This window comes from Streptomyces sp. Q2 (assembly GCF_056820935.1).
In genome coordinates this window covers 21,935-46,449 of sequence record NZ_JBXEJE010000038.1, presented here as the reverse complement: position 1 = coordinate 46,449, position 24,515 = coordinate 21,935, and the positions used below count along the sequence as shown (strand labels likewise).

Annotated in this window: 25 protein-coding genes; 15 read left to right on the top strand and 10 right to left on the bottom strand. The window is 71.4% G+C overall.

What is annotated here, in order from left to right:
• Positions 1–3 precede the first annotated feature (3 nt).
• Positions 4–549, bottom strand: coding sequence for a sigma-70 family RNA polymerase sigma factor (locus ACWBNA_RS35210; RefSeq protein WP_482708573.1), 546 nt, complete (start codon positions 547–549; stop codon positions 4–6).
• 213 nt (positions 550–762) lie between these two features.
• Here ACWBNA_RS35210 and ACWBNA_RS35205 point away from each other — a divergent pair, with 213 nt between their 5' ends.
• Positions 763–1,914, top strand: coding sequence for a CapA family protein (locus ACWBNA_RS35205; protein ID WP_482708572.1), 1,152 nt, complete (start codon positions 763–765; stop codon positions 1,912–1,914).
• 6 nt (positions 1,915–1,920) lie between these two features.
• Here the strand turns inward: ACWBNA_RS35205 and ACWBNA_RS35200 are convergent, their stop codons facing one another.
• A complete protein-coding gene (locus ACWBNA_RS35200; RefSeq protein ID WP_482708571.1) occupies positions 1,921–2,394 on the bottom strand; it encodes a MarR family winged helix-turn-helix transcriptional regulator in 474 nt (157 codons plus the stop codon).
• A gap of 57 nt (positions 2,395–2,451) precedes the next feature.
• Here ACWBNA_RS35200 and ACWBNA_RS35195 point away from each other — a divergent pair, with 57 nt between their 5' ends.
• Positions 2,452–3,267 carry an alpha/beta fold hydrolase gene (locus tag ACWBNA_RS35195; protein ID WP_482708570.1) on the top strand — a complete coding sequence of 272 codons (816 nt, stop codon included), beginning with the start codon at positions 2,452–2,454 and terminating at the stop codon, positions 3,265–3,267.
• A gap of 197 nt (positions 3,268–3,464) precedes the next feature.
• On the opposite strand, the gene ACWBNA_RS35190 is transcribed toward ACWBNA_RS35195, so the two are convergent.
• Positions 3,465–3,929 carry a universal stress protein gene (locus tag ACWBNA_RS35190; RefSeq protein ID WP_482708569.1) on the bottom strand — a complete coding sequence of 155 codons (465 nt, stop codon included), beginning with the start codon at positions 3,927–3,929 and terminating at the stop codon, positions 3,465–3,467.
• 121 nt (positions 3,930–4,050) lie between these two features.
• Here ACWBNA_RS35190 and ACWBNA_RS35185 point away from each other — a divergent pair, with 121 nt between their 5' ends.
• Both ACWBNA_RS35185 and ACWBNA_RS35180 read left to right on the top strand, forming a co-directional pair.
• A complete protein-coding gene (locus tag ACWBNA_RS35185; protein ID WP_482708568.1) occupies positions 4,051–4,590 on the top strand; it encodes a hypothetical protein in 540 nt (179 codons plus the stop codon).
• Between the two features lie 166 nt (positions 4,591–4,756).
• Positions 4,757–5,605, top strand: coding sequence for a polysaccharide deacetylase family protein (locus ACWBNA_RS35180; protein ID WP_482708567.1), 849 nt, complete (start codon positions 4,757–4,759; stop codon positions 5,603–5,605).
• Positions 5,606–5,638: 33 nt separating this feature from the next.
• On the opposite strand, the gene ACWBNA_RS35175 is transcribed toward ACWBNA_RS35180, so the two are convergent.
• The gene (locus ACWBNA_RS35175; RefSeq protein WP_482708566.1) at positions 5,639–6,307 is read right to left on the bottom strand and encodes a class F sortase; all 669 of its coding nucleotides are present in this window, start codon (positions 6,305–6,307) and stop codon (positions 5,639–5,641) included.
• Positions 6,308–6,639: 332 nt separating this feature from the next.
• Here ACWBNA_RS35175 and ACWBNA_RS35170 point away from each other — a divergent pair, with 332 nt between their 5' ends.
• Entirely contained in the window at positions 6,640–7,137 is a 498-nt protein-coding gene (locus tag ACWBNA_RS35170; RefSeq protein ID WP_482708565.1) for a hypothetical protein, read from the top strand.
• Between the two features lie 122 nt (positions 7,138–7,259).
• Here ACWBNA_RS35170 and ACWBNA_RS35165 read toward each other — a convergent pair whose 3' ends face one another.
• From ACWBNA_RS35165 to ACWBNA_RS35155, 3 genes are all read right to left on the bottom strand, one after another.
• Positions 7,260–7,787 carry a hypothetical protein gene (locus ACWBNA_RS35165; protein WP_482708564.1) on the bottom strand — a complete coding sequence of 176 codons (528 nt, stop codon included), beginning with the start codon at positions 7,785–7,787 and terminating at the stop codon, positions 7,260–7,262.
• 247 nt (positions 7,788–8,034) lie between these two features.
• Positions 8,035–8,799 (bottom strand): bestrophin-like domain, encoded by a 765-nt coding sequence (locus ACWBNA_RS35160; RefSeq protein WP_482708563.1) that lies wholly within the window; start codon positions 8,797–8,799, stop codon positions 8,035–8,037.
• A gap of 21 nt (positions 8,800–8,820) precedes the next feature.
• Positions 8,821–8,982 carry a hypothetical protein gene (locus tag ACWBNA_RS35155; protein ID WP_482708562.1) on the bottom strand — a complete coding sequence of 54 codons (162 nt, stop codon included), beginning with the start codon at positions 8,980–8,982 and terminating at the stop codon, positions 8,821–8,823.
• Positions 8,983–9,008: 26 nt separating this feature from the next.
• Here ACWBNA_RS35155 and ACWBNA_RS35150 point away from each other — a divergent pair, with 26 nt between their 5' ends.
• The 4 genes from ACWBNA_RS35150 (at position 9,009) to ACWBNA_RS35135 (ending at position 13,830) form a co-directional block, all read left to right on the top strand.
• Entirely contained in the window at positions 9,009–9,263 is a 255-nt protein-coding gene (locus ACWBNA_RS35150; RefSeq protein WP_482708561.1) for a hypothetical protein, read from the top strand.
• A 369-nt stretch (positions 9,264–9,632) separates the two neighbouring features.
• A complete protein-coding gene (locus tag ACWBNA_RS35145) occupies positions 9,633–10,589 on the top strand; it encodes an SCO0930 family lipoprotein (protein WP_482708560.1) in 957 nt (318 codons plus the stop codon).
• Positions 10,590–10,885: 296 nt separating this feature from the next.
• Complete coding sequence (locus ACWBNA_RS35140; protein WP_482708559.1) at positions 10,886–11,698, top strand: SAM-dependent methyltransferase; 813 nt, start codon at positions 10,886–10,888, stop codon at positions 11,696–11,698.
• The gene (locus ACWBNA_RS35135) at positions 11,695–13,830 is read left to right on the top strand and encodes a putative bifunctional diguanylate cyclase/phosphodiesterase (protein WP_482708558.1); all 2,136 of its coding nucleotides are present in this window, start codon (positions 11,695–11,697) and stop codon (positions 13,828–13,830) included. The genes ACWBNA_RS35140 and ACWBNA_RS35135 overlap by 4 nt, the downstream gene beginning before the upstream one ends.
• Before the next feature lie 305 nt (positions 13,831–14,135).
• Here ACWBNA_RS35135 and ACWBNA_RS35130 read toward each other — a convergent pair whose 3' ends face one another.
• Positions 14,136–15,020: a LysR family transcriptional regulator gene (locus ACWBNA_RS35130; RefSeq protein WP_482708557.1), complete on the bottom strand. Its 885-nt coding sequence runs from the start codon at positions 15,018–15,020 to the stop codon at positions 14,136–14,138.
• Positions 15,021–15,139: 119 nt separating this feature from the next.
• Between ACWBNA_RS35130 and ACWBNA_RS35125 the strand changes: the two genes are divergently transcribed.
• The 5 genes from ACWBNA_RS35125 to ACWBNA_RS35105 all read left to right on the top strand — a co-directional run bounded on the left by ACWBNA_RS35125 (position 15,140) and on the right by ACWBNA_RS35105 (position 20,332).
• Complete coding sequence (locus ACWBNA_RS35125) at positions 15,140–15,811, top strand: succinate dehydrogenase (protein ID WP_482708556.1); 672 nt, start codon at positions 15,140–15,142, stop codon at positions 15,809–15,811.
• A 2-nt stretch (positions 15,812–15,813) separates the two neighbouring features.
• The gene (locus tag ACWBNA_RS35120) at positions 15,814–17,781 is read left to right on the top strand and encodes a fumarate reductase/succinate dehydrogenase flavoprotein subunit (protein WP_482708555.1); all 1,968 of its coding nucleotides are present in this window, start codon (positions 15,814–15,816) and stop codon (positions 17,779–17,781) included.
• A complete protein-coding gene (locus ACWBNA_RS35115; RefSeq protein WP_482708554.1) occupies positions 17,778–18,527 on the top strand; it encodes a succinate dehydrogenase/fumarate reductase iron-sulfur subunit in 750 nt (249 codons plus the stop codon). The genes ACWBNA_RS35120 and ACWBNA_RS35115 overlap by 4 nt, the downstream gene beginning before the upstream one ends.
• Before the next feature lie 225 nt (positions 18,528–18,752).
• Positions 18,753–19,523 (top strand): GNAT family N-acetyltransferase, encoded by a 771-nt coding sequence (locus ACWBNA_RS35110; protein ID WP_482708553.1) that lies wholly within the window; start codon positions 18,753–18,755, stop codon positions 19,521–19,523.
• On the top strand, positions 19,523–20,332 hold the full coding sequence (locus tag ACWBNA_RS35105; RefSeq protein WP_482708552.1) for a lysophospholipid acyltransferase family protein: 810 nt from the start codon (positions 19,523–19,525) through the stop codon (positions 20,330–20,332). Before ACWBNA_RS35110 ends, ACWBNA_RS35105 begins: the two co-directional genes overlap by 1 nt.
• Here ACWBNA_RS35105 and ACWBNA_RS35100 read toward each other — a convergent pair.
• Complete coding sequence (locus ACWBNA_RS35100) at positions 20,329–20,931, bottom strand: TetR/AcrR family transcriptional regulator (protein ID WP_482708551.1); 603 nt, start codon at positions 20,929–20,931, stop codon at positions 20,329–20,331. The genes ACWBNA_RS35105 and ACWBNA_RS35100 overlap by 4 nt on opposite strands.
• 81 nt (positions 20,932–21,012) lie before the next feature.
• Here ACWBNA_RS35100 and ACWBNA_RS35095 point away from each other — a divergent pair, with 81 nt between their 5' ends.
• Positions 21,013–22,092: a DMT family transporter gene (locus ACWBNA_RS35095; protein WP_482708550.1), complete on the top strand. Its 1,080-nt coding sequence runs from the start codon at positions 21,013–21,015 to the stop codon at positions 22,090–22,092.
• A gap of 85 nt (positions 22,093–22,177) precedes the next feature.
• Here ACWBNA_RS35095 and ACWBNA_RS35090 read toward each other — a convergent pair whose 3' ends face one another.
• On the bottom strand, positions 22,178–24,511 hold the full coding sequence (locus tag ACWBNA_RS35090; protein WP_482708549.1) for an ATP-binding cassette domain-containing protein: 2,334 nt from the start codon (positions 24,509–24,511) through the stop codon (positions 22,178–22,180).
• Between the last annotated feature and the right edge of the window lie 4 nt (positions 24,512–24,515).

Sequence of the window (24,515 nt, the reverse complement as noted above, 5' to 3'; positions counted from 1 at the left end):
GTTTCACCGCAGGTCGGCCGCGTATCCGGGAAGCACCCGGCGCAGGGCGCGCAGCGCGTAGTACGCGCGGGACTTCACGGTACCGGGAGGAATGCCGAGGCTTTCCGCGGCCTCCGCCACACTCGCCCCTTGGAAATACACCAGCACCAGGACTTCACGGTGCTGCGGAGTGAGTGTCTTCACAGCCTCGCGCACATCGAGGGCGGCGGCCGCCCGCTCGGCGTGGTCGCCGCACACCCGGGCGTTCTCCAGGATCGCGTCGCCGACCTCCGCCGGCCGCGCCTGCCGGGCCCGTCGCGCGTCTATGGCGAGCCGCCTGCCCACGGTCAGCAGCCAGGGCCGTACGGACTCGAAGTCGTCGGCGCGCAGGGCCTCGGGGTGCTGCCAGGCGCGTACGAGCGTCTCCTGGACGAGGTCCTCGGCGCGCTGCCGGTCGCCGTCGCAGAGCCGGAGCAGGAGCGCGAAGAGGGGCCGGCCGTGCTCGCGCTGCAGTGCGGCGAGCTCGTGCTCGGCGGTCGTCCCGTTCGTGAGAGTGGTTCCGGCCGTCATGGCTGCATGGCACAACAGGGGGCCGTTTCTGGACAGGGCGGGCGCACAGGTCTGCGGCGGACGGTCGATCGCGTCGGCGAACGGTTCGACGAACGGTCCGCGTCCGGTCGTTCGCGGGCTCCGGACGGCCTAAAGAGGGCGGGAAGGTTGTTTGCGGTCGTCGTCAAGGTCGTACCTATTTGTGCGTAAATATGACCACAATGGGGTGAGCCGATGATTGCACGCAGACGGCAGGTGGCCCTGGCCCTCACGGCCCTCCTCGCCGCGGGCGCCGCCTGCCAGGCCCAGGACCAGGACACGCCCACCCGGCCGGGACGTCCCGCGCCGGCCAAGGACAAAGGCTTCACGCTGGTCGCCTCCGGCGACGTCCTCCCGCACAGCTCCATCATCGACCGCGCCCGCTTCGACGCGGGCGGCACCGGCTACGACTTCCGTCCGATGCTCGCCGGGATCGAACCCGTCGTCTCCCGCGCCGACCTGGCGCTGTGTCACATGGAGACCGTCTACGGCGAGAACGGCGACTACACCGGCTATCCCACCTTCAAGTCCCCGCCCGAAGTGGCGCCGGCCCTCGCCGCCACCGGCTACGACGGCTGCTCCACCGCCTCCAACCACAGCCTCGACGACGGCGCCGACGGTATCCGCCGCACTCTGGACGCCCTGGACCGGGCGGGCGTACGGCACGCCGGTTCGGCCCGCACCGAGTCCGAGGCAGGCGCGGTCACGATCCTGCGCGCGGGTCCCGCGAAGGTCGCGCACCTCGCCTACACCTACGACACGAACGGCTTCCCGCTCCCGCAAGGGCAGCCCTGGGCCGTCGGCCTGATCGACGAGAACAAGATCGTCGCGGACGCGCGGGCGGCCCGGAAGGCCGGTGCCGACGTGGTCCTCGTGTCCCTGCACTGGGGCACCGAATGGCAGGACGCCCCCGACGAGCGGCAACTGACCCTGGCCCGCTCGCTCACCGCCGCCCGTACCGGCGGCCGCCCCGACATCGACCTGATCCTCGGCACCCACGCCCACGTCCCGCAGGCCTACGAGAAGGTCAACGGCACCTGGGTGATCTACGGCATGGGCGACCAGATCGCCGGCGAGATGTTCAACCACGAGGGCGCCCAGGACCCGCGCGGCAACCAGTCCACCCTGGGCCGCTTCACCTTCGCCCCGCCCGCCCGGCCCGGGGAGCGCTGGCGGGTGACCAGGGCCGAGTTCGTGCCGCAGGTGTTCGACGTCGACGCGGGCCGCGTGCTGAACCTGAACGAGGCGCTCGCCCAGGGCGCCGACGTGCGGGGTGTGCGCGACCGCATCCGGGACGTCGTCCTGAGCCGGGGCGCGGCGAAGGACGGGCTGGTGATGGGGAAGTAGCCCGGCTCAGTCCACGTCCACGTCGTCGAAGGTGCGCACCATCTCGGTCAGCACCCGCACGCAGGCCCGGACCTCGGCGTCGGTCAGATCGCCGCCCACCTGGCGGTTGAGGGTGTGTTCCCGTGCCAGGACGGCGACGATGGTGGCCTGCCCCGCCTCGGTGAGCCGGATCAGCGAGGACCGCTGGTGCGCGGGGTTGGGCGTGATCTCCACCCAGCCCCGGGCCGCCGCCTCGTTGACCATGCGCTGGACGAACTGCCGGCTCAGGGCCTGCGCCCTGCCCATCTGGGGCACCGTCATGGCCCCGTTCCGGCGCAGCAGGTTCAGCACGGCGCGTACACCGGCGGACGCGCCCTCGATCGGTTCGCCCTGCTCCACCTTGCGCGCGGCGCGCCGGTAGAGCGGGCCCACGAGGTCGAACACCTCGGTGAGGCGGTCGCCGAGTTCGTCGGGGGCCAGGGGTGTGCCGGTGTCGTCCATACGGCCATCATGACACTTCGGTTGTCAAAACTCCCCGATGATGACACCTTGGTTGTCATGACTGCTGCTTCGGAGCTTCGCTTCTTCCCCTCTGGCGACGGCGACCTCGCCTACCTCGACGCCGGCTTTGGGGATCTCGTGGTCCTGATCCACGCGGGGTACGTCGACCACCGGTTCTGGGACGACCAGATCGCGGCCCTCGCCGCCGGACACCGCGTGATCGCCCCGGACGTACGCGGCCACGGATCCTCCGCCAACGCGAGCGAACCGTTCCGCTGGGCCGACGACCTCGCCGGTCTGCTGCGCCACCTCGACGCGGGCCCCGCCGTCCTCGTCGGCCTGTCGATGGGCGGGGTCATCGCCACCGACACCGTGCTGGAGCATCCGGAGCTCGTCCGCGCGGTCGTCACCTGTGGCGCCGCGACCGGCGACTTCCAGTACACGGATCCCTGGCACCGGGAGATCCAGGCCGAGTACGCGCGCACGCTGGGCGCCGGTGACATCGAGGGCTGGCTCGCGGCCTTCCTGCGTGTCGTGCCGGGCGAGCATCGCGGCGCCGACGAGATCGACCCGCGGATCCCGCGCCGGTTGCGGGAGATGGCGCTCAACACCATCTCGAAGCACACGCCCGACGAGAAGGACTGGCTCGTGCGGGTGACCGACTCGTGGTCCCGCCTGCCGAAGATCGACGTCCCGGTGCTCACCGTCAACGGCGGCCTCGAACCGGCCGACCTGATCGACGCGGCACAGCGCCTCGCCGGCACCGTCCCGGACGGCCGCTCCCGGGCCATCGAGGGTGTCGGCCACTACCCGAACCTGGAGAAGCCGGAGCTCTTCAACGAGATCCTGCTCGACTTCCTCCGCACCCTGTAGGGCTTGTCCGGCGGATCATGCCGCAGGCGCGGGGCCCGCATCGCGGATCTGCGGCGTTGTCGTCGGCTGCCGACGCTCCGCGTCGAGGCGCCCGCCGATTTCATGCGACCTGATCCGCCGACAGGCCTTGGTGGCGCGCCGGTCGTGAAGGGCGGCCAGCGTGGCGGCGGGCGCACCCCCGGCAGGCACAGGCGCGCCTACGGCACCACCGTCACCGGCCACCGTCCCGCCTTCACCAGCCGTACCGCCACCGAGCCGACGATCCGGTGGCCGGCCTGCTCCGAGGCGCCCACCACCACCGCGTCCGCCTTGAGGTCGTCCGCCGCCCTCACCAGTCCGTTGTAGGGGTCGCCCCGGAAGGTGTGGAACTCCCAGCGCACGTCGAATATCCCCTTGCTGTGCTCGGCCGCGTCCCGGATCTGCGTCACCAGGTCCTCGGCGATCTCGTCGGTCGTGTCGGTGACCGGCGCCCCGAGCGCCGCGCCCGCCGCGAGCACCGGCTGCACATAGACGACCGCGAGCAGAGCGTGCTGTCGCCGGGCCAGGCCACCGGCGTACGCCGCGGCGCGGAGCGAGGAGTCGGAACCGTCCACCCCGACCACGATGACCTTGGGGCCGTCCGTGCCCCGCTCGAACCCTTGCGATCGCTGCTGTTCCGTCACGGCTGCGAGGCTATCGGAAACCGCAGGTCCCGCCCCCGTCAGGGACGTCTCGACGGGCGAGGCGGCGGGGCCGTCAGCACCGATCTCGCCCACGCCGTCTCCGCTCGCCGCCGCTGCCCGCATGAAGATCGCCTGGTGGCGGGCGGTCGTCTGTCCCGGCCCGCTGGTCCTGGCCGGCCGCGCACTGCTCGCCCCGCTCTCCTTCGTGCCCTGGGGCGGGGCCGGCGCCCTACTCGACCTGATGCGCCGTGACCCAAGCGCCCCCGACCGCGTCATGGGGACCAAGGCCGCCGAACTGGGCGCGGCCGCACTGGGCCTACCCCGGGTCTCCCTCGCCTTCGCCGAACGCTCCGTCTCCGTACCTTCCTTGCACGAACTCCGGGGAAGAGGGCACCCGAAGGGCGGGCACCGGCCGGCCACGACCGAAGGCCTGCCGCCGCTCCCGGCGCTCGGCCTCGACGGAGGGGACGAAGCCAGGCCCGGCGAACCGGATGCGGACCTGCCCGACAGGTCCGCATCCGGCACCGCGCCCTCGCCCGGCTGCGCGCCGGCAGCACCGACCTCTGCCCGGTGGGCGCTCTCGCATACCGCCACCTCCCCATCGGCGGCCTCCGGCTCGGCATCGACCGACTTGTCGTGTTCCGCCCCTGACCATCCGTGAGACCTTGCCACGTCCGCTGTGCGCCGACGCTGACGATCCCCACGGTGCTTCGCTGCACCGGTCGGGTGAGGTCGGCACCGCCCCGGTTGGACCGGGCGGGTGGAATCGTGCGGCCGCCCCGGTGTTGCTGTGGTGCGCCGGGTCCACTCCGGGCGACTGATGAGTCATGACGAAGGATCAGTTGCTCACACGGCTGCTCACGCGGCGCCGGGCGTTGCTCTTCGGGGCCGGGGCCTGCGGGGCGGCCGGGACGGCCGGCGTGCTGGCGGCGGTCACCGGCCCACAGCCGGTCCGGTCCGCCGCCCCCGCGGCCGGCCCCCGGACACACCTCGCACTCAAGCCCTCCGCCTACCGTCTCCAGCCCCTGACCGGATACGGCCCGCCCCCGGCCGTTCCCGCCAGGCCCCTCGTCCGGCGCGAGCCGCTCCTGCGCATGTCCGGGCGCGGCCGCTCCATGGTGCTGACCTTCGACGACGGGCCCGACCCCCGCTACACCCCGGACATCCTGGACATCCTGGCGCAGTACGACGTCCGCGCGATGTTCTTCGTGTGCGGGGAGACGGCCGCCGACAACCGGGACCTGCTGGCCCGCATGGCCGACGAGGGACACGTCGTCGGCAACCACACGTGGTCCCACCCGCTGCTGACCCGCCTGAGCCGCGGGCGGATCCGCTCGGAGATGGAACGCACCTGCGAGGTGATCGAGGAGGCGTACGGCGAGCCGCCCGTGTGGTTCCGCGCGCCCTACGGAGCCTGGAACCGCGCCACCTTCCAACTCGGCGCCGAACTCGGCATGGAACCGCTGGCCTGGACCGTCGACACCCTCGACTGGACCACTCCCGGCACCCGGACCATCGTCGGACGGGTGGAGAACGGCGCCGCCCCCGGCGTCGTGGTGCTCTCGCACGACGCCGGGGGCGACCGCACCCAGAGTGTCAGGGCGCTGCGCGAATATCTCCCGCAACTGCTCGACTCCGGCTATCACATCACCGTCCCGCGACGGCAGTACGCGTAACCGCAAACCACCGCCCGCCGGGTCGGGGAACGCTCAGCGGACCTCGACCATGCGGGCGAAGGCGACGACGTTCCCCTCGTAACCGTTCTGCTGGGAGAAACCGCCCCCGCAGGTGATGACCCGCAGTTCGGGATGGCCCTTGGAACCGTAGACACGGTCGCCGGGGAAGTTGTTCTTCTCGAAGACCTCGACGCCGTAGATCTCGAATACGGCCGTCTTTTGGTCCTTGCGCGTGATCTCGACGCGATTGCCCTTCTTCAGGGCCCCCAGCCCGTAGAACACGGCGGGGCCCTGTTTGTTGTCGACGTGGCCGACGACGACCGCGGTGCCCTTCTCGCCGGGGGAGACCGCACCGGTGAACCAGCCGGCCAGGTTCGGGTCCTCCGGTGGCGGTGCGGCGACCCAGCCGTCCATGTCCAGGCCCACCGGGATGACCGGCGCGTCGACGTTGATCGCCGGGAGCCTGACGCGGTCGGGAAGGGAGTACGGCAGGGGATCGGCCCTGGCGAAGGTGGAGCCGGACAGACGGCTGTCCGCCGCGGCCGCCGAGGCGGGCTGCGGCGGCCCGATGTCGAACTCTCCCGAACCGTTGCGAATGAGCGCGAGGCCGGTCAGCAGAACAAGCGCTATCACGCCCCAAGGAGCGCGCTTCTTCCGCCGCTCCTCCTCTTCGGCCAGCTCGGCCAGTACGGACGCAGACATTCGACTTCCCCTCTCGACGCGGCCGTCGCCACGTCATTCGCGCATACGAGAACGCTAAGTCTCACGAGGGAAACCGGCGACGGGGCGGATGCGAACGGGTGGCCCGCGCCGCCGCCGGTGCGCCATCCGAGTTGCCGCCCGCAAATATTTTCTGACGGTCCGTGACCTGCGGTGATATCCGATTGTGTGCTTTTTCTTCGGCGTGTCCTCTCACCAGGACGGACCATTCCCGAAATGCGGGTCGCCGCAAGGCATCTGAGGGTCTGTCTGGGAGGCACTTTCTCGCCGATCGACCGGGGACGGTTCCCGGGGTGTCTCCCGCGGAGGAACACATGCGTACTACTCGTGCCCTGGCGGTCACCGGCGCCGCGATCGCCGCTCTCGGGCTCGCCGCCCCCGCGGCCGTCGCCCGGGACGGCATGGGCGTCAGCCCGACCAACATCGTCGCCCAGCCAAGCGTCATCGCCCGCGGTGGGCAGCTGACCGTCACTGTCGACAACTGCCCCACCGGCGGCACCATGACCTCGGACGCGTTCCCGAGCACACCGCTGACGCCGATCCACGGCGCCAACCAGACGGCGAAGGGCACCGCGACGATCAACCGCAACGCGCGTCCGGGTTCGCACAGCATCACGGTCAACTGCAACGGCCGCATCCTGACGAACCCGGCGGCCTTCACCGTCATCGGAGGCGTCCAGGGCGGTATCGGCGGCAGCAGCTCCACCGGGGCGACGCCGGCCGACATCGCCATCGGCGGCGGGCTCGTGGCCGCGGCCGTCGTCGGCGGAGCCGTGTTCTGGATGCGCCGCCGGTCCGAGAACCGGATCTGACGGTCCCGGATCCTGATCCGGCCTCCCCCTTCGAAGCAACGGATCGCACGTGCACAGGACTTCGCCCCGGTCCCGTCAGGGAGCCGGGGCGAAGTGGCCCGTGCGGTCGGCGACGCGGTCGGTCAGGCGTCGTCGTCGCCGGTGCGGCGACGGGAGAAGTGGTACGCCGCCCCGACCGATCCGGTGATGAGCGCCAGCCCCAGGCCGATCTCCTTGAGGTCGAAGCCGGCGATGGTGCCACCCTCACCGGCGTGCACGCCCCGGCTCGGGTGCACCGGCGCCGGCGTCGGGTCGATCGGCACCGGTGTCGGGTGGCCGCCGGCGATGGTGAGGCTCGCGTTCTGCCAGAAGGTGCCGCAGTGGAAGGTCACCTCGTAGATGGCGCCCGGTTTGGCGTCCCAGTCGACCATGGCGGTGGCCGAGGTCTGGCCCCGGTGGATGGTGAGGTCGTCGAAGACGCCGGAGGTGACGAACACGGCCTGGTCGCAGCCGGTCGCGCGCAGGGTCACCTGTCCGCCGGCCGCGATGGTCTCGGGCAGGACGGCGACCCGGAAGCCTGAGGTCTCGGCGCTCGCCTGGGCGACGCAGGCGGTGAGGGTCAGGGCGCTCACGCCCAGCAGTGCGGCCGAAGCGACGCGTATCGCGCGCATGATGAGTCCTCCGGGTCCCCGAGGAGCAGCCGCGGACCTTTTCCGCTTGCGCCAGAAATGCACCTCGATGACCGAAACGCTAGGAACATGTGTGCGTCCGCGCGATCGCAGTAGTGCGAATGGGGTAAGCGCCTGGGCCGCACGGGGGACCGCGTGCCCGCGTCCGGGGGACACCGGCGGTGTGGCGGGCGGCCCCCGGACCGCCTCTGTGGTGAGGACCTGTCAGCGGCCGTCCGATGCCGCGCCGTCAGCCCTTGATGTCCGGGAAGAGACTCAGGAACGGGTCGGCCGACGCCGTGATGCCTCGGCTGTACGGGGCGTCGAAGTCCCAGATCAGGAAGAGCAGGAAGGCAATCAGCGCGGAGAACAGCCCGGCGAGGATCAGTTCCCGGGTCGTACGCCGGATCTGCAGCGCGAAGATCATTCCGATGGTGGCCGCGCCACCGCCGATGAGGCCGAACCACACCACGCCCGGCATGGTGGGCGCCGCCGAGTCCGCCCGGGCGTTGCGCGCCTGGTCGGCGGTGGCCATCTGGTCGAGGACCGGTTGGTAGGCCTGGGCCTCGAAGTCGGTCCTCGGCTCGTAGTCGGTGACGTCGACGCGGACCTGCTCGAGAAGCTCGGTGCCCCGCTCGGTGATCTGGCCGGTGTCGGCCATCGTCTTCCACTCTTTGGTGACGACGTGTCCGACATAGGCGTTGACATCGCCCCGAATGCGGTCACGGACGTCGGCCGGGTAGACCCTGACCCGCTCCGAGATCTCGTGCAGCGCCTGCGCCTCCGCCTGGACGTGGTCCTGGGCCGCGCTGCGCGCCTCCCAGACACCGGCGATGGCCAGGCCCAGGACGATGGCGTACACGACGCCGATCCACATCGTCATGTACTCGATGACGTCCGGCGTCTCGTTGGGGTCCTCGTCCTCGGGTGCCCTGCGGTGCCGTACGAGGGTGATGACGACCACCACGACGCAGGCGGCCAGCATCGCGAGGGTGAGAACAAGCCATTCCGGCAAGGGGTGCCTCCAGGATCAGCACTAGCGCGGCCGCAGCGCGGCGACGGCGATCACCGCGGGGGCGGTGATGAGCAGGACGTAGGTGACCGGCGACGTGGCGCCGTGGGCCGGTCGTTTGCGGGGGTGTGCCTTGTAGCGCGGATACGTCACCGGCGTGACGGACGGGCGCGGGGTGGGCTTCACCGACGGCGTCGGGGTGGGGGCCGGCGGTGGAGGTGGTGGGGGCGGAGTCGGCGTGGGCGTCGGCTGCGGACGGGGCGGGGCCGGCCGCGCTGCCGGAGGAGGCGGAGGCGGAGGCGGCTCGGGCGTCGGCGTGGGCCGCGGTTTCGGCGACGGAGGGGATGGGGGCGGTTCCGGAGTCGGCGGCGGTGGGGGAGTCGGTGTCGGCGTGGGTGTGGGCGTGGGTGTCGGGCACGGCGGCGGGGGAGGCGGCGGCGGGCAGGCCGGAGGAGTCGGCCAGGTGAAGCTGCCGGCGACCGCCACCGCCTGCGTGCCGCCCGGCCCCGTCGAGGCGGATGCGCAGGCGGTGGCCTCGGCCACCTCGGCCGGCGCGCCCACGAGCATCCACGTCAGTGTCAACAGGGCGAACACCCGTATGGCGACGGCGGATCGGGTCGGTTCGGGTCGATGCACGACGGAGATCATGAGGCCTTGCGGGCCCTCGCACGTCAGGTCAGGAGGGCATTGCCCCGAAAGAGGGAACGGCCGTGTCACAGGTTTCGGAAAGAAATGTGCGGGGCGGTTGAACACAACGATGGCCCCGCCGCGTATTCATGGTCGTGCGGCGGCGCAGCAGGGCGTTGCAACACCTTTGAAAGTATGGGGAGTTGACGATGAAGACCTCCTGGCGGAGCGCATCACTCGTGGCGAGCGCTGCGGCGGTGCTGGCGCTGACGACGGCGTGCGGCCAGGAAAGCGGCACGCCGTCGGCCGGCAGCCAGAACGTCGGCGCGACGGCCGCGGCGGGCGACTACACCGTCGGCGGCATCGGTACCGGTTCCAGCACGGACACGAGCACCGCCGAGGCCGGAGGACAGGGCCCCGCGGCCCAGACGTCCACCGCGGGCGAGCTGAACGTGTCCACCAACGCGGAACTCGGCAACGTGCTGACCGACAGCGCGGGCCTCACTCTCTACCGCTTCGACCAGGACACGGCCGAACCGCCGAAGTCCAACTGCGACGGCGACTGTGCCAAGGCCTGGCCGCCCGTTCCCGCGGACGACGCCGAGGCGGGCGCCGGTGTCGACGAGTCGCTGCTCGGCGAGGTCACCCGCGCCGACGGCACCAAGCAGCTGACCATCGGCGGCTGGCCGGCGTACCGCTACGCGAAGGACACCAAGGCCGGCGACGTCACCGGTCAGGGCGTGGGCGGCAAGTGGTACGCGCTGGCGCCCGACGGCAAGAAGGCCAAGATCACCGACCTGCCCGGGCTGTCCACCCGCAAGGACCCCGAGCTCGGCGAGATCGTCGTCGACAAGAACGGCATGACGGTCTACCGCTTCATGAAGGACGAGGCCTGGCCCAAGCCGGTGTCCAACTGCACCGGAGCCTGCCTGGAGAAGTGGCCGGCCGTCGCCCCCGTGGCGACGAACGACACCAAGGACGTCCAGAAGAAGGGCCTGATGAGCTTCACCCGCTCCGACGGCGTCAAGCAGATGACGGTGAACTGCTCGCCCATCTACACGTTCGCAGGCGACAAGGCCGCCGGCGACACCAACGGCCAGGGCGTCGGCGGCACGTGGTACGCCGTGGCACCCGACGGAAAGCCGGTCGGAGCGCCCGAGCAGTAGAGACGGCGTCCCGATCCACCGGTCCGCCCCCTCCGCGCCGCACGGAGGGGGCGGACCGGTTTGCCGTCATTCCCCGCAACTCCCCGCGAGTCGCCCGCCCGATTCCGGATACGGGCGAAACGCGCCGGAGTGTCGCGGGCACTTTTCGTGCAGGATGCGGCGGGGCATCAATTCGGCACGTGCCGCAGGCAGTGACCGGGAACGGATGGTCAATTTCCGTTTCTGCTCGCTCCATTGGCGGGCGATCAGTAGCCTCTGCTCTCGAACACCGGATCGCCTACGCCTTGGAGAGATAGATGGAGCGTCCCGCCTGGGCCCCACGAAGCATCGACATCTCGGTGCCGAGCGTTTCGCGCATCTACGACTACTACCTGGGCGGTTCGCACAACTTCGAGGTCGACCGGCAAGCGGCCCGCAAGGCCATGGAGTTCATGCCGGGACTTCCGAAGATCATGCAGGCGAACCGGGCGTTCATGCGCCGCGCGGTGCGCTTCGCCGTGGACGAGGGCGTCACCCAGTTCCTCGACATCGGCTCGGGCATCCCGACCTTCGGAAACGTCCACGAGGTGGCCCGGGCGACCTGCCCCGACGCCCACGTGATGTACGTCGACCACGACCCGGTGGCGGTGGCGCACAGCGAGGCGGTCCTCGCCGGCGTCGACGGGGCCGCGGTGGTCGCGGCCGACCTGCGCAAGCCCCGGGAGATCCTCGCGAGCCCCGAGGTACAGCGGTTGATCGACCTGAACCGGCCGGTGGCGCTGCTGCTCGTTGCCATACTGCACTTCGTGGAAGACGCGGACGACCCGTACGGAGCGGTGGCCGAACTGCGCGACGCGCTCGCGCCCGGCAGCATGCTGATCCTGACGCATGCCTCGTACGAGGGAATCCCGCTGCCACCGGAGCGAGCCGAGGGCGCGGTGGACGTGTACAAGGACATCCGCAACCCGCTGATCATGCGCTCGCGCGAGGAGATCGCGCGGTTCTTCGAGGGGTACGACATGGTGGAACCCGGACTCGTGCCGCCGCCGCACTGGCGGCCGGACACCGCACCGGAGGACGAGGATCCGTATGCGTTCTCCGGGTTCGCGGGCGTGGGGCGTACGGCGTGAGCGCGGAACCGGACGGGCCCGAGGACAGACTCCGGCGGTTCGCGACGATCTGGAGCCGGGCCGTGTTCCCGGTCACCTCGACGTCCGCGACCCGGCCCGAGTTCGAGAAACAACTGCTCCCGCTGGCACGGCGGTTGAGCGACGCGCTGCGGGCGCGGATCTTCGACGCCGACGAGGCCAAGGCGCTGGGCGCGGCCCTGGTCGGCGCGCACTGCACCGACCCGGACGCGCTGAGCCGCACGCTCGACTGCGTCGACGCCTACCTGGTGCTCTACTGCGGCGAGGGAGGCGACCAGGAGGACCTGCGGGCGCGTGCCGCGCGGCTGCAGCACGCCATGGCCGCCGGGTTCGCCCAGGCGCTGCGCGAGCGGACGCTGGCCGAACAGGAGGCCATCGCGCAGGCGGCGCTGCAGGCGCAGGGCGTGGTCGCCCAGGCGCTGCACGCGACCGAGGCCCGCTTCCGCGCGGTCTTCGAGGGCGCGGCCATAGGTATCGGCATGGCCGACCTCGAAGGCAACATCCTCCAGGTCAACGGAGCGCTGCTGCGCATGTTCGGCATCTCCGAACAGACCATGCGCGGCCGCAACGTCATGGAGTGGACCCATGCCGAGGACGCGCCCCAGACCTGGAAGCTCTACGACGAACTCGTCCGCGGCGAGCGCGAGCACTACCACACGGAGAAGGCCTTCTACCGCCCTGACGGAACGGTCCTGTGGACCAATCTGACGGTCTCCCTGCTGCGTGACGCCGACGGCAACCCGCAGTACCAGCTGGCCCTCATGGAGGACACCACCGAGCGTCGCCTGCTCAACCTGCGGCTGCGTTACGAGGCCACCCACGACGCGCTCACCGGCCTGCCCAACCGCACCTTCTTCTTCGAGCGCCTGGAGAAGGCACTGGGCGCCGGGAAGGGCCAGCGCTTCGGGCTGTGCTACCTCGACCTCGACGGCTTCAAGACCATCAACGACAGCCTCGGGCACGCGGCCGGCGACCGGCTGCTCGTCGAGGTCGCCGACCGGCTGCAGTCCTGCGCGACCGCACCCGGCGAGATGGTCGCCCGGCTCGGCGGTGACGAGTTCGTGGCGCTGACCACCGGGCCGGACACCGAGCGCGAGGTCGACGAGCTCGCCGCGCGCATCATGAACGCGATGATCGCCCCCATCAGCGTCGACGGCCGTGAGCTGACCGTGCGCGGCAGCATCGGCATCGTGGAGGGCCCGGTGGGAGAGCGCAGCCCGGCGGAGGTGCTGCGCAGCGCCGACATCACCATGTACCGGGCCAAGTCGGCGGGCGGCAACCGCTTCGAGCTCGCCGATCCGGAGGCCGACGCCCGCGCGATCACCCGGCACGGACTGACCACGGCACTGCCGGCGGCGTTGGACCGGGGCGAGTTCTTCATCGAGTACCAGCCGCTGGTCCACCTCGGCGACGGCAGCGTACGCGGCGCCGAGGCCCTGGTGCGCTGGCTGCACCCGCAGCACGGCGTCCTCGGCCCCGACCGGTTCATCCCGCTCGCCGAGCACACCGGGCTGATCGTGCCGCTGGGGCGCTGGGTCCTCGAACAGTCGGTACGCCAGGCGCGCGAGTGGGCCGAACGGCACACCGGCGCGGGGCCGTTGCGGATCAACGTCAATCTCTCGCCCTGCCAGCTCACGCACCCCGGTCTGGTGCAGGACACCGTCGACATCCTGGAACGTATGGGCGTCGCACCCGAGGCGCTGTGCCTGGAGGTCACCGAGTCGGCCCTGATCGGGGCCGACGACGACCTGCTGAAGCCGCTGCGGCGCCTGGCCGAGATGGGCGTCGACATCGCCCTGGACGACTTCGGCACCGGCTACTCGAACCTGGCCAACCTGCGCCGCCTTCCGGTGAGCATCCTCAAGCTGGACCGCTCCTTCACCCAGAGCATGCAGCAGTTCCCGGCGGACCCGGTCGACCTCAAGATCGTCGAGGGGATCGTTTCGCTTGCCCACAGCCTGAACCTCGCGGTGACGGTGGAGGGCGTGGAGACCGGCGCCCAGGCCGAGCAACTGCGGATACTGGGCTGCGACACCGCCCAGGGCTGGTACTACGCCCGCCCCGGCCCACCGGAGCGGCTGCACGAGCTGGCCCTGGTGGACGCGACGGGCTGAGCGGGGCCGGATGGTGATCCGTGCGGCGGCCGACTCGGATGTGTACCGAGCCGGGATCGTCTCCAGTAGCCCGCGCCGTGGTCGGCCTTGGCGGCCGCGCCCGGCGTCGGCTCCGGGGCCGTCTCGCGCCGGGCCTGTCGTCCCGTGGTCTGCGCTGCCCCGCCGGGTCAGGGTTCGGGGCGCCGCGCCCGGGTCCCTCGGTCGGCGGTCGCCTCGGCTTCAGGGCGACCGCGCCTCGTCGAGGAGCACCGCATCGCCGGGGCTGAGCGGCGCCGCTGAAGCCGGCGGTCCGGAACCGGCCACCCTCAGCGCTCCAGCAGCATCCGTTGCAGTTCGCGTGCCGCTCGTGGCGGGGCCACGTCGCTGCGGTGTGCGAGGGCGATCGCGCGGTGGAGGCCGGGGCGGGCCAGCGGGGTGACGCGCAGGCCGCGCCCGGAGCGGGCCGCGACCATGCGGGGTACGACGGCCATGCCGAGGCCCGCCCGGACGAAACCGAGTACCGCGTCCATCTCGCCGCCCTCCACCGCGAAGTCCGGCTCGAAGCCCTCGGCGCGGCACGCGGCCACGGTCAGCTCCCGCAGGTCGTAGCCGTGCCGGAACATCACCAGGCGCTCGCCCTCCAGGTCGGCGACGCGCACGGTGCGCCGGCCCCGGCCCGGCTTGGGGGCGTCCGGGGAGGACACCACGACGAGGTCCTCGCGCAGCAGTTCCACCGTGGTCAGCGCCGGGGAGGGCGTCGGCAGCGGGAGGACGACGAGGGCCAGGTCGAGGGCACCGCGGGCGAGTTCCCGTACGAGATCGTGGGAGCCGCCCTCCTCGATCAGCAGCCGGATCCCGGGATAGCGGTCGTGGAAGGCGCGCAGCACGTCCGGCAGCAGGCCGGTGCACAGACTCGGTGTCGCGCCCAGCCGGACGCGGCCGCTGCGCAGCTGCACCAGCTCCTGCACCTCGTGCCGGGCGGTGTCCGCGTCCGCGAGGATGCGCCGGGCCAGCGGCAGCAGCGCCTCGCCCGCGTCGGTGAGGGTGATGTTGCCGCGCGCCCGCAGGAACAGGTCCGCGCCCAACTCCCGCTCCAGCGCCTTGATCTGCTGTGACAGGGACGGCTGGGCGACATGGACCACCTCGGCGGCCCGGGTGAAGTGCCGGGTCTCGGCGACCGCCACGAAGTACTGGAGCTGCTGGAACTGCATGCCCTCACGATAGCCCCAGGCTATGGAATCAAGCCGGACCATGTCTTGGACCGATCGGCGGCACGCCCGTAGCGTGCTGTGACATGGCTCTGGCAACGCGGACGGACCGACGGTCGTCCATGGCACGCACCGTGTGGGACTCCTCCGTCGGCAAGAAGAGCGTGATGGCCGTCAGCGGCCTGATCATGCTGCTGTATCTGGTCGTCCACATGATCGGCAACCTGAAGATCTTCTTCGGGTCCGGCGAGTTCAACCACTACGCGCACTGGCTGCGCACCGTCGGCGAGCCGTTCATGCACTACGAGTGGACGCTCTGGCTCGTCCGCGTGGTGCTGGTGGTCGCCGTCGTCGCCCACGCCACCTCGGCGTACCAGCTCAGCCGCCGCGACATCCGGGCGCGTCCGAGCAAGTACGTCCACAAGAAGCCGCGGGCGAGCTACGCGACCCGCACGATGCGCTGGGGCGGGATCATCCTCGGCCTGTTCATCGTCTGGCACATCCTCGACCTGACGACCGGCACCGTGCACTCCGGTGGCTTCCAGGAGGGTCACCCGTACCAGAACGTCGTGGACACCTTCTCCACCTGGTACGGCAACGTGATCTACATCGTCGCGATGCTCGCGCTCGGCCTGCACGTCCGGCACGGCTTCTGGAGCGCCGCCCAGACCCTCGGCGTCGGCAGCAAGGCCCGCGACCGCGCCCTGAAGACCGTCGCCAACTTTCTCGCGCTGCTGCTCACGGCCGGTTTCATCGCCGTACCCGTGGGCGTCATGACCAAAGTGGTGAGCTGAAGATGAACTCTTCCGCCGAATACACGCAATACACGGAATTCGCGACTGGCGAGCCGGTCCTCGACAGCAAGGCCCCCGCCGGCCCGATCGGCGAGCGCTGGGACAAGCGCCGCTTCGAGGCCAAGCTGGTCAACCCCGCCAACCGGCGCAAGCACACGGTGATCGTCGTCGGGACGGGCCTGGCGGGCGGCTCGGCCGGCGCCACCCTCGCCGAACAGGGCTACCACGTGGTCCAGTTCTGCTACCAGGACTCGCCGCGCCGCGCCCACTCCATCGCCGCGCAGGGCGGCATCAACGCGGCGAAGAACTACCGCAACGACGGCGACTCGATCCACCGGCTGTTCTACGACACCGTCAAGGGCGGCGACTTCCGGGCGCGCGAGTCGAACGTCCACCGGCTGGCGCAGATCTCCGTCGAGATCATCGACCAGTGCGTCGCGCAGGGCGTGCCGTTCGCCCGCGAGTACGGCGGTCTGCTCGACACCCGCTCCTTCGGCGGCGTCCAGGTGTCCCGGACCTTCTACGCCCGCGGCCAGACGGGGCAGCAACTGCTGCTCGGTGCCTATCAGGCGCTCTCCCGGCAGATCGCGGCGGGGAACATCGAGATGCACCCGCGTACCGAGATGCTCGACCTGATCGTCATCGACGGGAAGGCACGCGGCATCGTGGCCCGCGATCTCGTCACCGGTCGCATCGACACGTACTTCGCGGACGCCGTCGTCCTGGCGAGCGGCGGCTACGGCAACGTCTTCTACCTGTCGACGAACGCCATGAACTCCAATGCCACCGCCGTCTGGCGGGCGCACCGGCGCGGCGCCTACTTCGCCAACCCCTGCTTCACGCAGATCCACCCCACCTGCATCCCGCGCACCGGCGACCACCAGTCCAAGCTGACGCTGATGAGCGAGTCGCTGCGCAACGACGGCCGGATCTGGGTGCCGAAGGCCAAGGGCGACGACCGGCCGCCGAACAAGATCCCCGAGGACGAGCGCGACTACTACCTGGAGCGCATCTACCCGTCCTTCGGCAATCTGGTCCCGCGTGACATCGCCTCCCGCGCCGCGAAGAACGTCTGCGACGAGGGCAGGGGCGTCGGGCCCGGCGGGCAGGGCGTGTACCTCGACTTCGCCGACGCGATCGAGCGCATGGGGCGCAAGGCCGTCGAGGCCAAGTACGGCAACCTCTTCGACATGTACCAGCGGATCACCGACGAGGATCCGTACGAGGTGCCGATGCGGATCTATCCCGCCGTGCACTACACCATGGGCGGGTTGTGGGTGGACTACGACCTCCAGACCACGATCCCGGGCCTGTTCGCCGTCGGCGAGGCCAACTTCTCCGACCACGGGGCGAACCGGCTGGGCGCGTCCGCCCTCATGCAGGGTCTCGCCGACGGCTACTTCGTCCTGCCGGCGACCATCAACGACTACCTCGCCCGCAACCCGCACCACGAGGCCGTCACCGCCGGACATCCCGCCGTGCAGGAGGTGTTGGCGGAGACCGAGGACCGGCTGAACCTGCTGCTGTCCGTCGACGGCGACCGCACCCCCGACTCCTTCCACCGCGAGGTCGGCGAACTCATGTGGGAGTTCTGCGGCATGGCCCGCACCGACAGCGGACTGCGCAAGGCGCTGGAGCGGATCCCGCAGATCCGCGAGGAGTTCTGGCGGCGGATCAAGGTCCCCGGCACCGGCGAGGAGTTCAACCAGTCGCTGGAGAAGGCCAACCGGGTCGTCGACTACCTGGAGCTCGCCGAGCTGATGTGTCTCGACGCGCTGCACCGGGCCGAGTCCTGCGGCGGCCACTTCCGGGAGGAGTCCCAGACCCCGGACGGCGAGGCCGCCCGCAGGGACGACGAGTTCGCCTACGCGGCCGCCTGGGAGTTCACCGGTACCGGTGACGCCCCCGTCCTGCACAAGGAAGACCTGGTCTTCGAGTACGTCCACCCCACTCAGCGGAGCTACGCATGAAGCTCACCCTGCGCGTCTGGCGGCAGAAGAACGCCGACGCCGAAGGCGCCATGTCCACGTACGAGGTGGACGGGATCTCCCGCGACATGTCCTTCCTGGAGATGCTCGACACCCTCAACGAGCAGCTCATCCTGGGCGGCGAGGACCCCGTCGCCTTCGACCACGACTGCCGGGAGGGCATCTGCGGGGCGTGTTCGCTCGTCATCAACGGTGACGCGCACGGGCCCGAGCGCACCACGACCTGTCAGCTGCACATGCGGTCCTTCGAGGACGGCGACACGGTCGACATCGAGCCGTGGCGGGCGTCGGCGTTCCCGGTGATCAAGGATCTGGTCGTCGACCGGACCGCCTTCGACCGGATCATCCAGGCCGGCGGGTACATCACCGTGCCGACCGGTGCGGCGCCCGAGGCGCATGCGACGCCGGTACCGAAGCCGGACGCGGACTTCGCGTTCGAGCACGCGGAGTGCATCGGGTGCGGGGCGTGTGTGGCGGCCTGTCCCAACGGGGCGGCGATGTTGTTCACCTCGGCCAAGGTGAACCACCTGAACGTACTGCCGCAGGGGGCGCCGGAGCGGGAGACGCGGGTGCTGGACATGGTCGCGCAGATGGATGACGAGGGGTTCGGGGGCTGCACGTTGGCGGGGGAGTGTGCCACTGCCTGCCCCAAGGGGATTCCGCTCGTGTCCATCACCGGGATGAACAAGGAGTGGCTGCGGGCCGCGCGGAAGGCGGGCAAGCGGTAACGCCGTGGGGGCCGGCTGTCACAGGAAGCGTTCGCCGAAAGGTGCGGACGGGCGGGGCCGGGAGTGGTGCTCATCCCCGGTCCCGTCTCGCTTTTCGGGGGCGCCCCTGGCATTTCAGCATCCCCACATCCGCGCTCCTGGCACTCGTCACGCGCCGGTCAGCCGGGGTCGGAAGAACAGGAGCGGCGGCACCGCTCGCCGCCCCGGCCCGACCAGGAGAGTGCCATGACCGGCGTTTCCACGCTCGACCGTCCCCCGCAGCCGACCGCCCCCGCCCGCTACACCGTCACCCTGGCCCGCGACGAGGCCGACGTGCGGGCCGCACAGCGGCTGCGGCACGAGGTGTTCGCCGGGGAGATGGGCGCCCTCCTGAACTCCCCGCAGCCGGGCCTCGACACAGACCCCTTCGACGCCCACTGCGACCACCTGCTCGTGCGGGACACGGCGACGGGCCAGGTCGTCGGGACGTACCGGCTGCTGCCGCCGGAACGGGCCGCCGTCGCCGGACGCCTGTACGCGGAGGGCGAGTTCGACCTCACCCGGCTCGACCCGATCCGCCCGGGACTCGTCGAGGTCGGCCGTTCCTGCGTCCACCCCGGCCACCGGGACGGCGCGGTCATCGGGCTCATCTGGGCCGGTCTGGCCCGCTACATGGTGGACCGCGGTCACGAGTGGCTCGCCGGCTGCTGCTCGATCCCGCTGGCGGACGGCGGCGCCCTAGCGGCCGGGACCTGGGACCGGGTGCGGGGCAAACACCTCGCCCCCGAGGAGTTCCGGGTACGGCCGCTGCTGCCCTGGGTCCCGAGCAGCGCGCCGCCCGCCGCCCGCACCGAGCTGCCCGCCCTCCTGCGTGGCTACCTCCGCCTGGGCGCCTGGGTCTGCGCGGAGCCCGCCCACGACCCGGACTTCAAGGTCGCCGACCTGTACGTGCTGCTGTCGATGCGCCGGGTCGACCCGCGCTACCTGCGGCACTTCCTCTCCCTCGCCCCCGCCTGATGAGCGTCTGGCTGCCGGGCGCTCCCTGCACCCCCGCGGCGTGCGTGGACTCGTCGTCGGGGTCCGCCGTCGCCGTACCGCTTGCCGTGCTGCGGCTGCTGGCGGTCACGGTCCTGGTGGCCGCCGGGGTCCTCCTGTCGCCGCTCGGCGCTCTCGTGCCCGCCGCCGTGGTCAGCAGGTGGTGCCGGGCGGTCGTACGAGCGGCGGGGCTACGGGTCCGGGTGACCGGGGTCGCAGCGCCAACCGGCGGACTCCTCCTGGTCGCCCACCACATCTCGTGGCTGGACATCCCGCTGCTGGGTGCCGTACGCCCGGCCAGGACGCTCGCCAAGGCCGAGATCCGCCGGTGGCCCGTGGCGGGGCCGCTGGCCGCCCGGGGCGCGCTATTCATCGAGCGGGACCGGCTGCGCGCGCTCCCCGCCACGGTCGCCGGCGTCGCCGAGGTGCTGCGGAACGGCTCGGCGGTCGTCGCCTTCCCCGAGGGAAGCACCTGGTGCGGCCGCGCCCAGGGGCCCTTCCGCCGGGCCGTCTTCCAGGCCGCGCTCGACGCGGGGGTTCCCGTCCAGCCCGTGCGCATCCGCTACCGCACCGCCCGGGGAGCGGCCAGCACGGCGCCCGCCTTCGTCGGCGAGGACACCCTGCTCGCCTCTCTGTGGCGGGTGGCCTCGGCACGAGGGCTGGTGGCCGAGGTGGAGGTCCGGGCCGCCATCCCGCCGGGCCGCCACCTCGACCGTCGCGCCCTGGCCCGGGCGGCGCAGTGGGACGCGCTGCCGGAGCCGGCGCGTGCCCGCACGACCTTGCTGTCCTAACGCCCGTCGTCGGCGCCGGCCCCGTGAAGGAGTTCGGCCGCCCGGTCGCGCGCGTGGCCGATCGGGTCGGGAAAGACCCGCAGGCCGTGGGCGACCATCGCACCCTCGTGGAACAGCATGAGCGTGCGGGCCAGTTCGTCGGCTCTGCTCGGGACGATGTCGCGGATGTCGCGGACCAGGTCGGCGAAGAGCGCCAGCATCCACTCCTTCTGGCCGGTGATGATCGCGTAGGCCGGATGGGAGGGATCGCTGATCTCGGCATGCGCGTTGACCATGCTGCATCCCTTGGGGCTGCTCTCGGTCATCCACGCCTGCGAGGCGTCGAAGACCGCGCGGACGCGGTCGACGGATCCCGGCTCCGTCCGCTCCAGCCACTCCGTGACGAACGCCCGCCAGCGTTCGTCACGGTCGGCCAGGTACTCGACGACGATCTGCTCCTTGGAGCCGAACCGGTCGTACAGCGTCTTCTTCGTGACCCCGGCCTCGGCGGCGATCAGGTCCACCCCGACCGCGTGGATGCCCTGGTCGTAGAAGAGCCGTGACGCGGCGGCGAGAACACGGCGCGCGCCCGGGGTCATCGTGATCCGTCTGGTGCCCATGACGGAAAGTATACCGATCTGTATAGTGGGAACCCTGACAGGTATACCGATCTGTTTAGTGGTGTTGGTGGGTGATCAGCCGTGAACCTCCTCCTCTCCGTCGCCTTCGTGCTGTGCTGGAGCTCGGGCTTCGTGGGCGCCAAGCTGGGCACGGAGGACGCCGGTGCACTGACGATCCTGATGTGGCGGTTCCTGCCACTGGCCCTCGTCCTCGCCGCGGCGGCCCCCACCCGCCACAGGGCCTCCTGGCGCGGGCTGACCACGCGCGACGTCGGACGGCAGACCGTGATCGGGCTCCTCTCCCAGAGCGGCTACCTGCTCACCGTCTACTGGGCGATCCAGCTCGGCGTCTCCACCGGCACGACCGCCCTGATCGACGGCACCCAGCCCCTCGTCGCCGGAGCGCTCGCCGGCCCGCTCCTGCGCCAGTACGTCTCCAGCCGGCAGTGGCTCGGCCTGTGCCTGGGGCTCGTCGGCGTCGCCCTGGTCGCCACCGCCGACGCCGGAGCCAACGGCGGTGTGGCCTGGTGGTCCTATCTGGTGCCGTTCACGGGGATGCTGTCCCTGGTGGCGGCCACCTTCATCGAACAGCGTTCCCGTACGCACGTCACGCCCGCGGTGTCGATGACCGTCCACTGCGTCACCAGTGCGCTCGTCTTCTCCGGCGCCGCCCTCGCGGTCGGGTCGGCCGCGCCCCCCTCGGCGCCGTCGTTCTGGATCGCGATCGTGTGGCTCGTGACACTGTCGACATTCGGCGGCTACGGGCTCTACTGGATCGTGCTGCGGCGCTTCGGTGTCACCAAGGTCAACACGCTCATGTTCCTGATGGCTCCCGTCACGGCCGTCTGGGGCGCGCTCATGTTCGGCGAACCGTTCACCGCGCGGACCGCCGTCGGCCTGGCGGTCGCCCTCTCGGCAGTCGCCGTCGTGCACGCGGCGAGCCCTCGTGCGGCACAGTCGTCACGCGAGGGCGAGGGCGAGGGCGAGGGCGAGGGCGACAGCGACGGTCAGGGCGAGCGACGCGACGGCCGGCGCCAGGATGGCCCCGGGCCGGACGGCGTCCTGGAGCACGCGTGCACGAACGGGCAGGCCCGGCGCATCTACCCAGAAGCCGACCAGCCCGGTCGCGGCCGCGAGGCCGACGACCGCAGCACCCGGTAGCTCCAGCGCCGGCCCGTCCGCACCGGCGGCCCGCCAGACGTCCGCCAGGGCGCCCCCACCTCAGAGGCCGCGACCGTCCCGTCGACTACCGGAGCACCCGCTCCAGATATGCCGCCGTGGCGCTCCCCTCCGCCCGCGCCACCTCCGCCGGCACCCCCGCCGCCACGATCCGCCCGCCCTCGTCGCCGCCGCCCGGCCCCAGGTCGATCACCCAGTCCGCGCCCGCGACGACCGCCATGTCGTGCTCGACGACGATCACGGTGTGCCCGGCGTCGACCAGGCCGTGTAGCTGACGCATCAGGACCTCGACGTCGGCCGGGTGGAGACCGGCCGTCGGCTCGTCGAGGAGGTAGAGGGTGTGACCGCGTCGCGCGCGCTGCAACTCGCTCGCCAGCTTGATGCGCTGGGCCTCGCCGCCGGAGAGTTCGGTCGCGGGCTGCCCGAGACGCAGATAGCCGAGACCGACGTCGAGGAGCGTCGTCAGACTGCGCGCCACGGCCGGAGTGTCCGCGAAGAACTCGGCCGCCGACTCCACCGTGAGGTCCAGGACCTGCGCGATGTTCCGCCCCCGGTACGTCACTTCGAGGGTCTCGGGGTTGTAGCGCGCCCCGCCGCAGTCGGGGCACGGCGTGTAGGTGCTCGGCAGGAACAGCAGCTCGACGGTCACGTACCCCTCGCCCTGGCAGGTCTCGCAGCGCCCTCCCGCGACGTTGAAGGAGAAGCGGCCCACGCCGTAACTCCGCGAGCGGGCCTCGTCGGTGGCCGCGAACACCTTGCGTACGACGTCGAAGAGGCCCGTGTACGTCGCCAGGTTGGAGCGCGGGGTGCGTCCGATGGGCTTCTGGTCGACCGAGACCAGCCGCCGCACGCCCGGCAGGTCCTCGGTGATCTCCCCGATCAGCGTGGACTTCCCGGATCCCGAGACGCCGGTGACCGCGGTGAACACCCCGAGGGGGAACTCGGCGGTCACCGCGCGCAGGTTGTGCCGGGTGACCGGGCCGACCCGCAACCGGCCGCGCGCCGGGCGGACTTCGCGTACGGGTGCGGGGGAGCGGTCGAAGAGGAAGCGGGCGGTGGCCGACTCGGTGACACCGGCCAGCCCGGCCACGGGCCCGCTGTGCAGCACCCGACCGCCGTGCTCACCGGCCAGCGGTCCCACGTCCACGAGCCAGTCGGCACCGCGCATGACGTCGAGGTGGTGCTCCACCACGAACACCGAGTTCCCGGCCGCCTTCAGCCGCGCCAGCACGGTCAGCAGCGCCTCGGTGTCGGCGGGATGCAGTCCTGCGGACGGTTCGTCGAGGACGTACACCACTCCGAACAGGCCGGACCGCAGCTGGGTCGCCAGGCGCAGCCGCTGGAGTTCGCCCGCCGAGAGGGTGGGTGTCGCACGGTCGAGGCCCAGGTAGCCGAGGCCGAGTTCGACCACCGGCGCGATCCGGGACCTGAGGTCGGCGGTGAGGACGCGGGCGGCCTCCGACGTGCCGGCGTCGAGGATCGCGGCCAGCTCCACCAGGGGCAGGGCGGCCAGTTCGGCGATCGTCCGGCCCGCGAAGGTCACCGCCAGTGCTTCGGGGCGCAGCCTGCTGCCGCCGCAGACCGGGCAGGGAGCGCTGGTGAGGAAGCGTTCCGCCCGCGCGCGCAGCGCCGGGCTCTTGGAGTCCGCGAACGTCTTCATGACGTACCGCCGGGCGCTCATGTACGTGCCCTGGTACGGCCGTTGGATGCGCTCCGCCTCCCGGACCGGATGCACGGTGACGACCGGCTGCTCGTCCGTGAACAGGATCCACTCCCGCTGCTCGGCGGGCAGGTCGCGCCACGGGCGGTCCACGTCGTGGCCCAGGGCGTCGAGGATGTCCCGCAGGTTCTTGCCCTGCCAGGCTCCCGGCCACGCGGCGATCGCACCGTCGCGGATCGACAGCGACGGATCGGGGACCAGCGACTCCTCGGTCGTCCGGTGCACTCGCCCGAGTCCGTGACACTGCGGGCACGCCCCGACCGCCGTGTTGGGGGAGAAGGAGTCCGAGTCGAGCCGCTCGGCGCCCGGCGGGTAGTCGCCGGCCCGGGAGAACAGCATCCGCAGGGAGTTGGAGAGGTTGGTGACCGTGCCCACGGACGAGCGGGACGTCGGCGCCGAGCGGCGCTGCTGCAGCGAGACCGCGGGCGGCAGACCGGTGATCTCACCCACCTTCGGTGCCCCCACCTGGTGGATCAGCCGGCGCGCGTACGGCGCGACCGACTCGAAGTAGCGCCGCTGTGCCTCGGCGTAGATCGTGCCGAACGCCAGCGACGACTTCCCCGAACCGGACACGCCGGTGAACACGGCCAGCACGTCCCGCGGGACGTCGACGTCCACGCCCTTGAGGTTGTGCTCACGGGCGCCGCGAACGCGGACGTACGGGTCGTGCGGATCGTGCATGGCG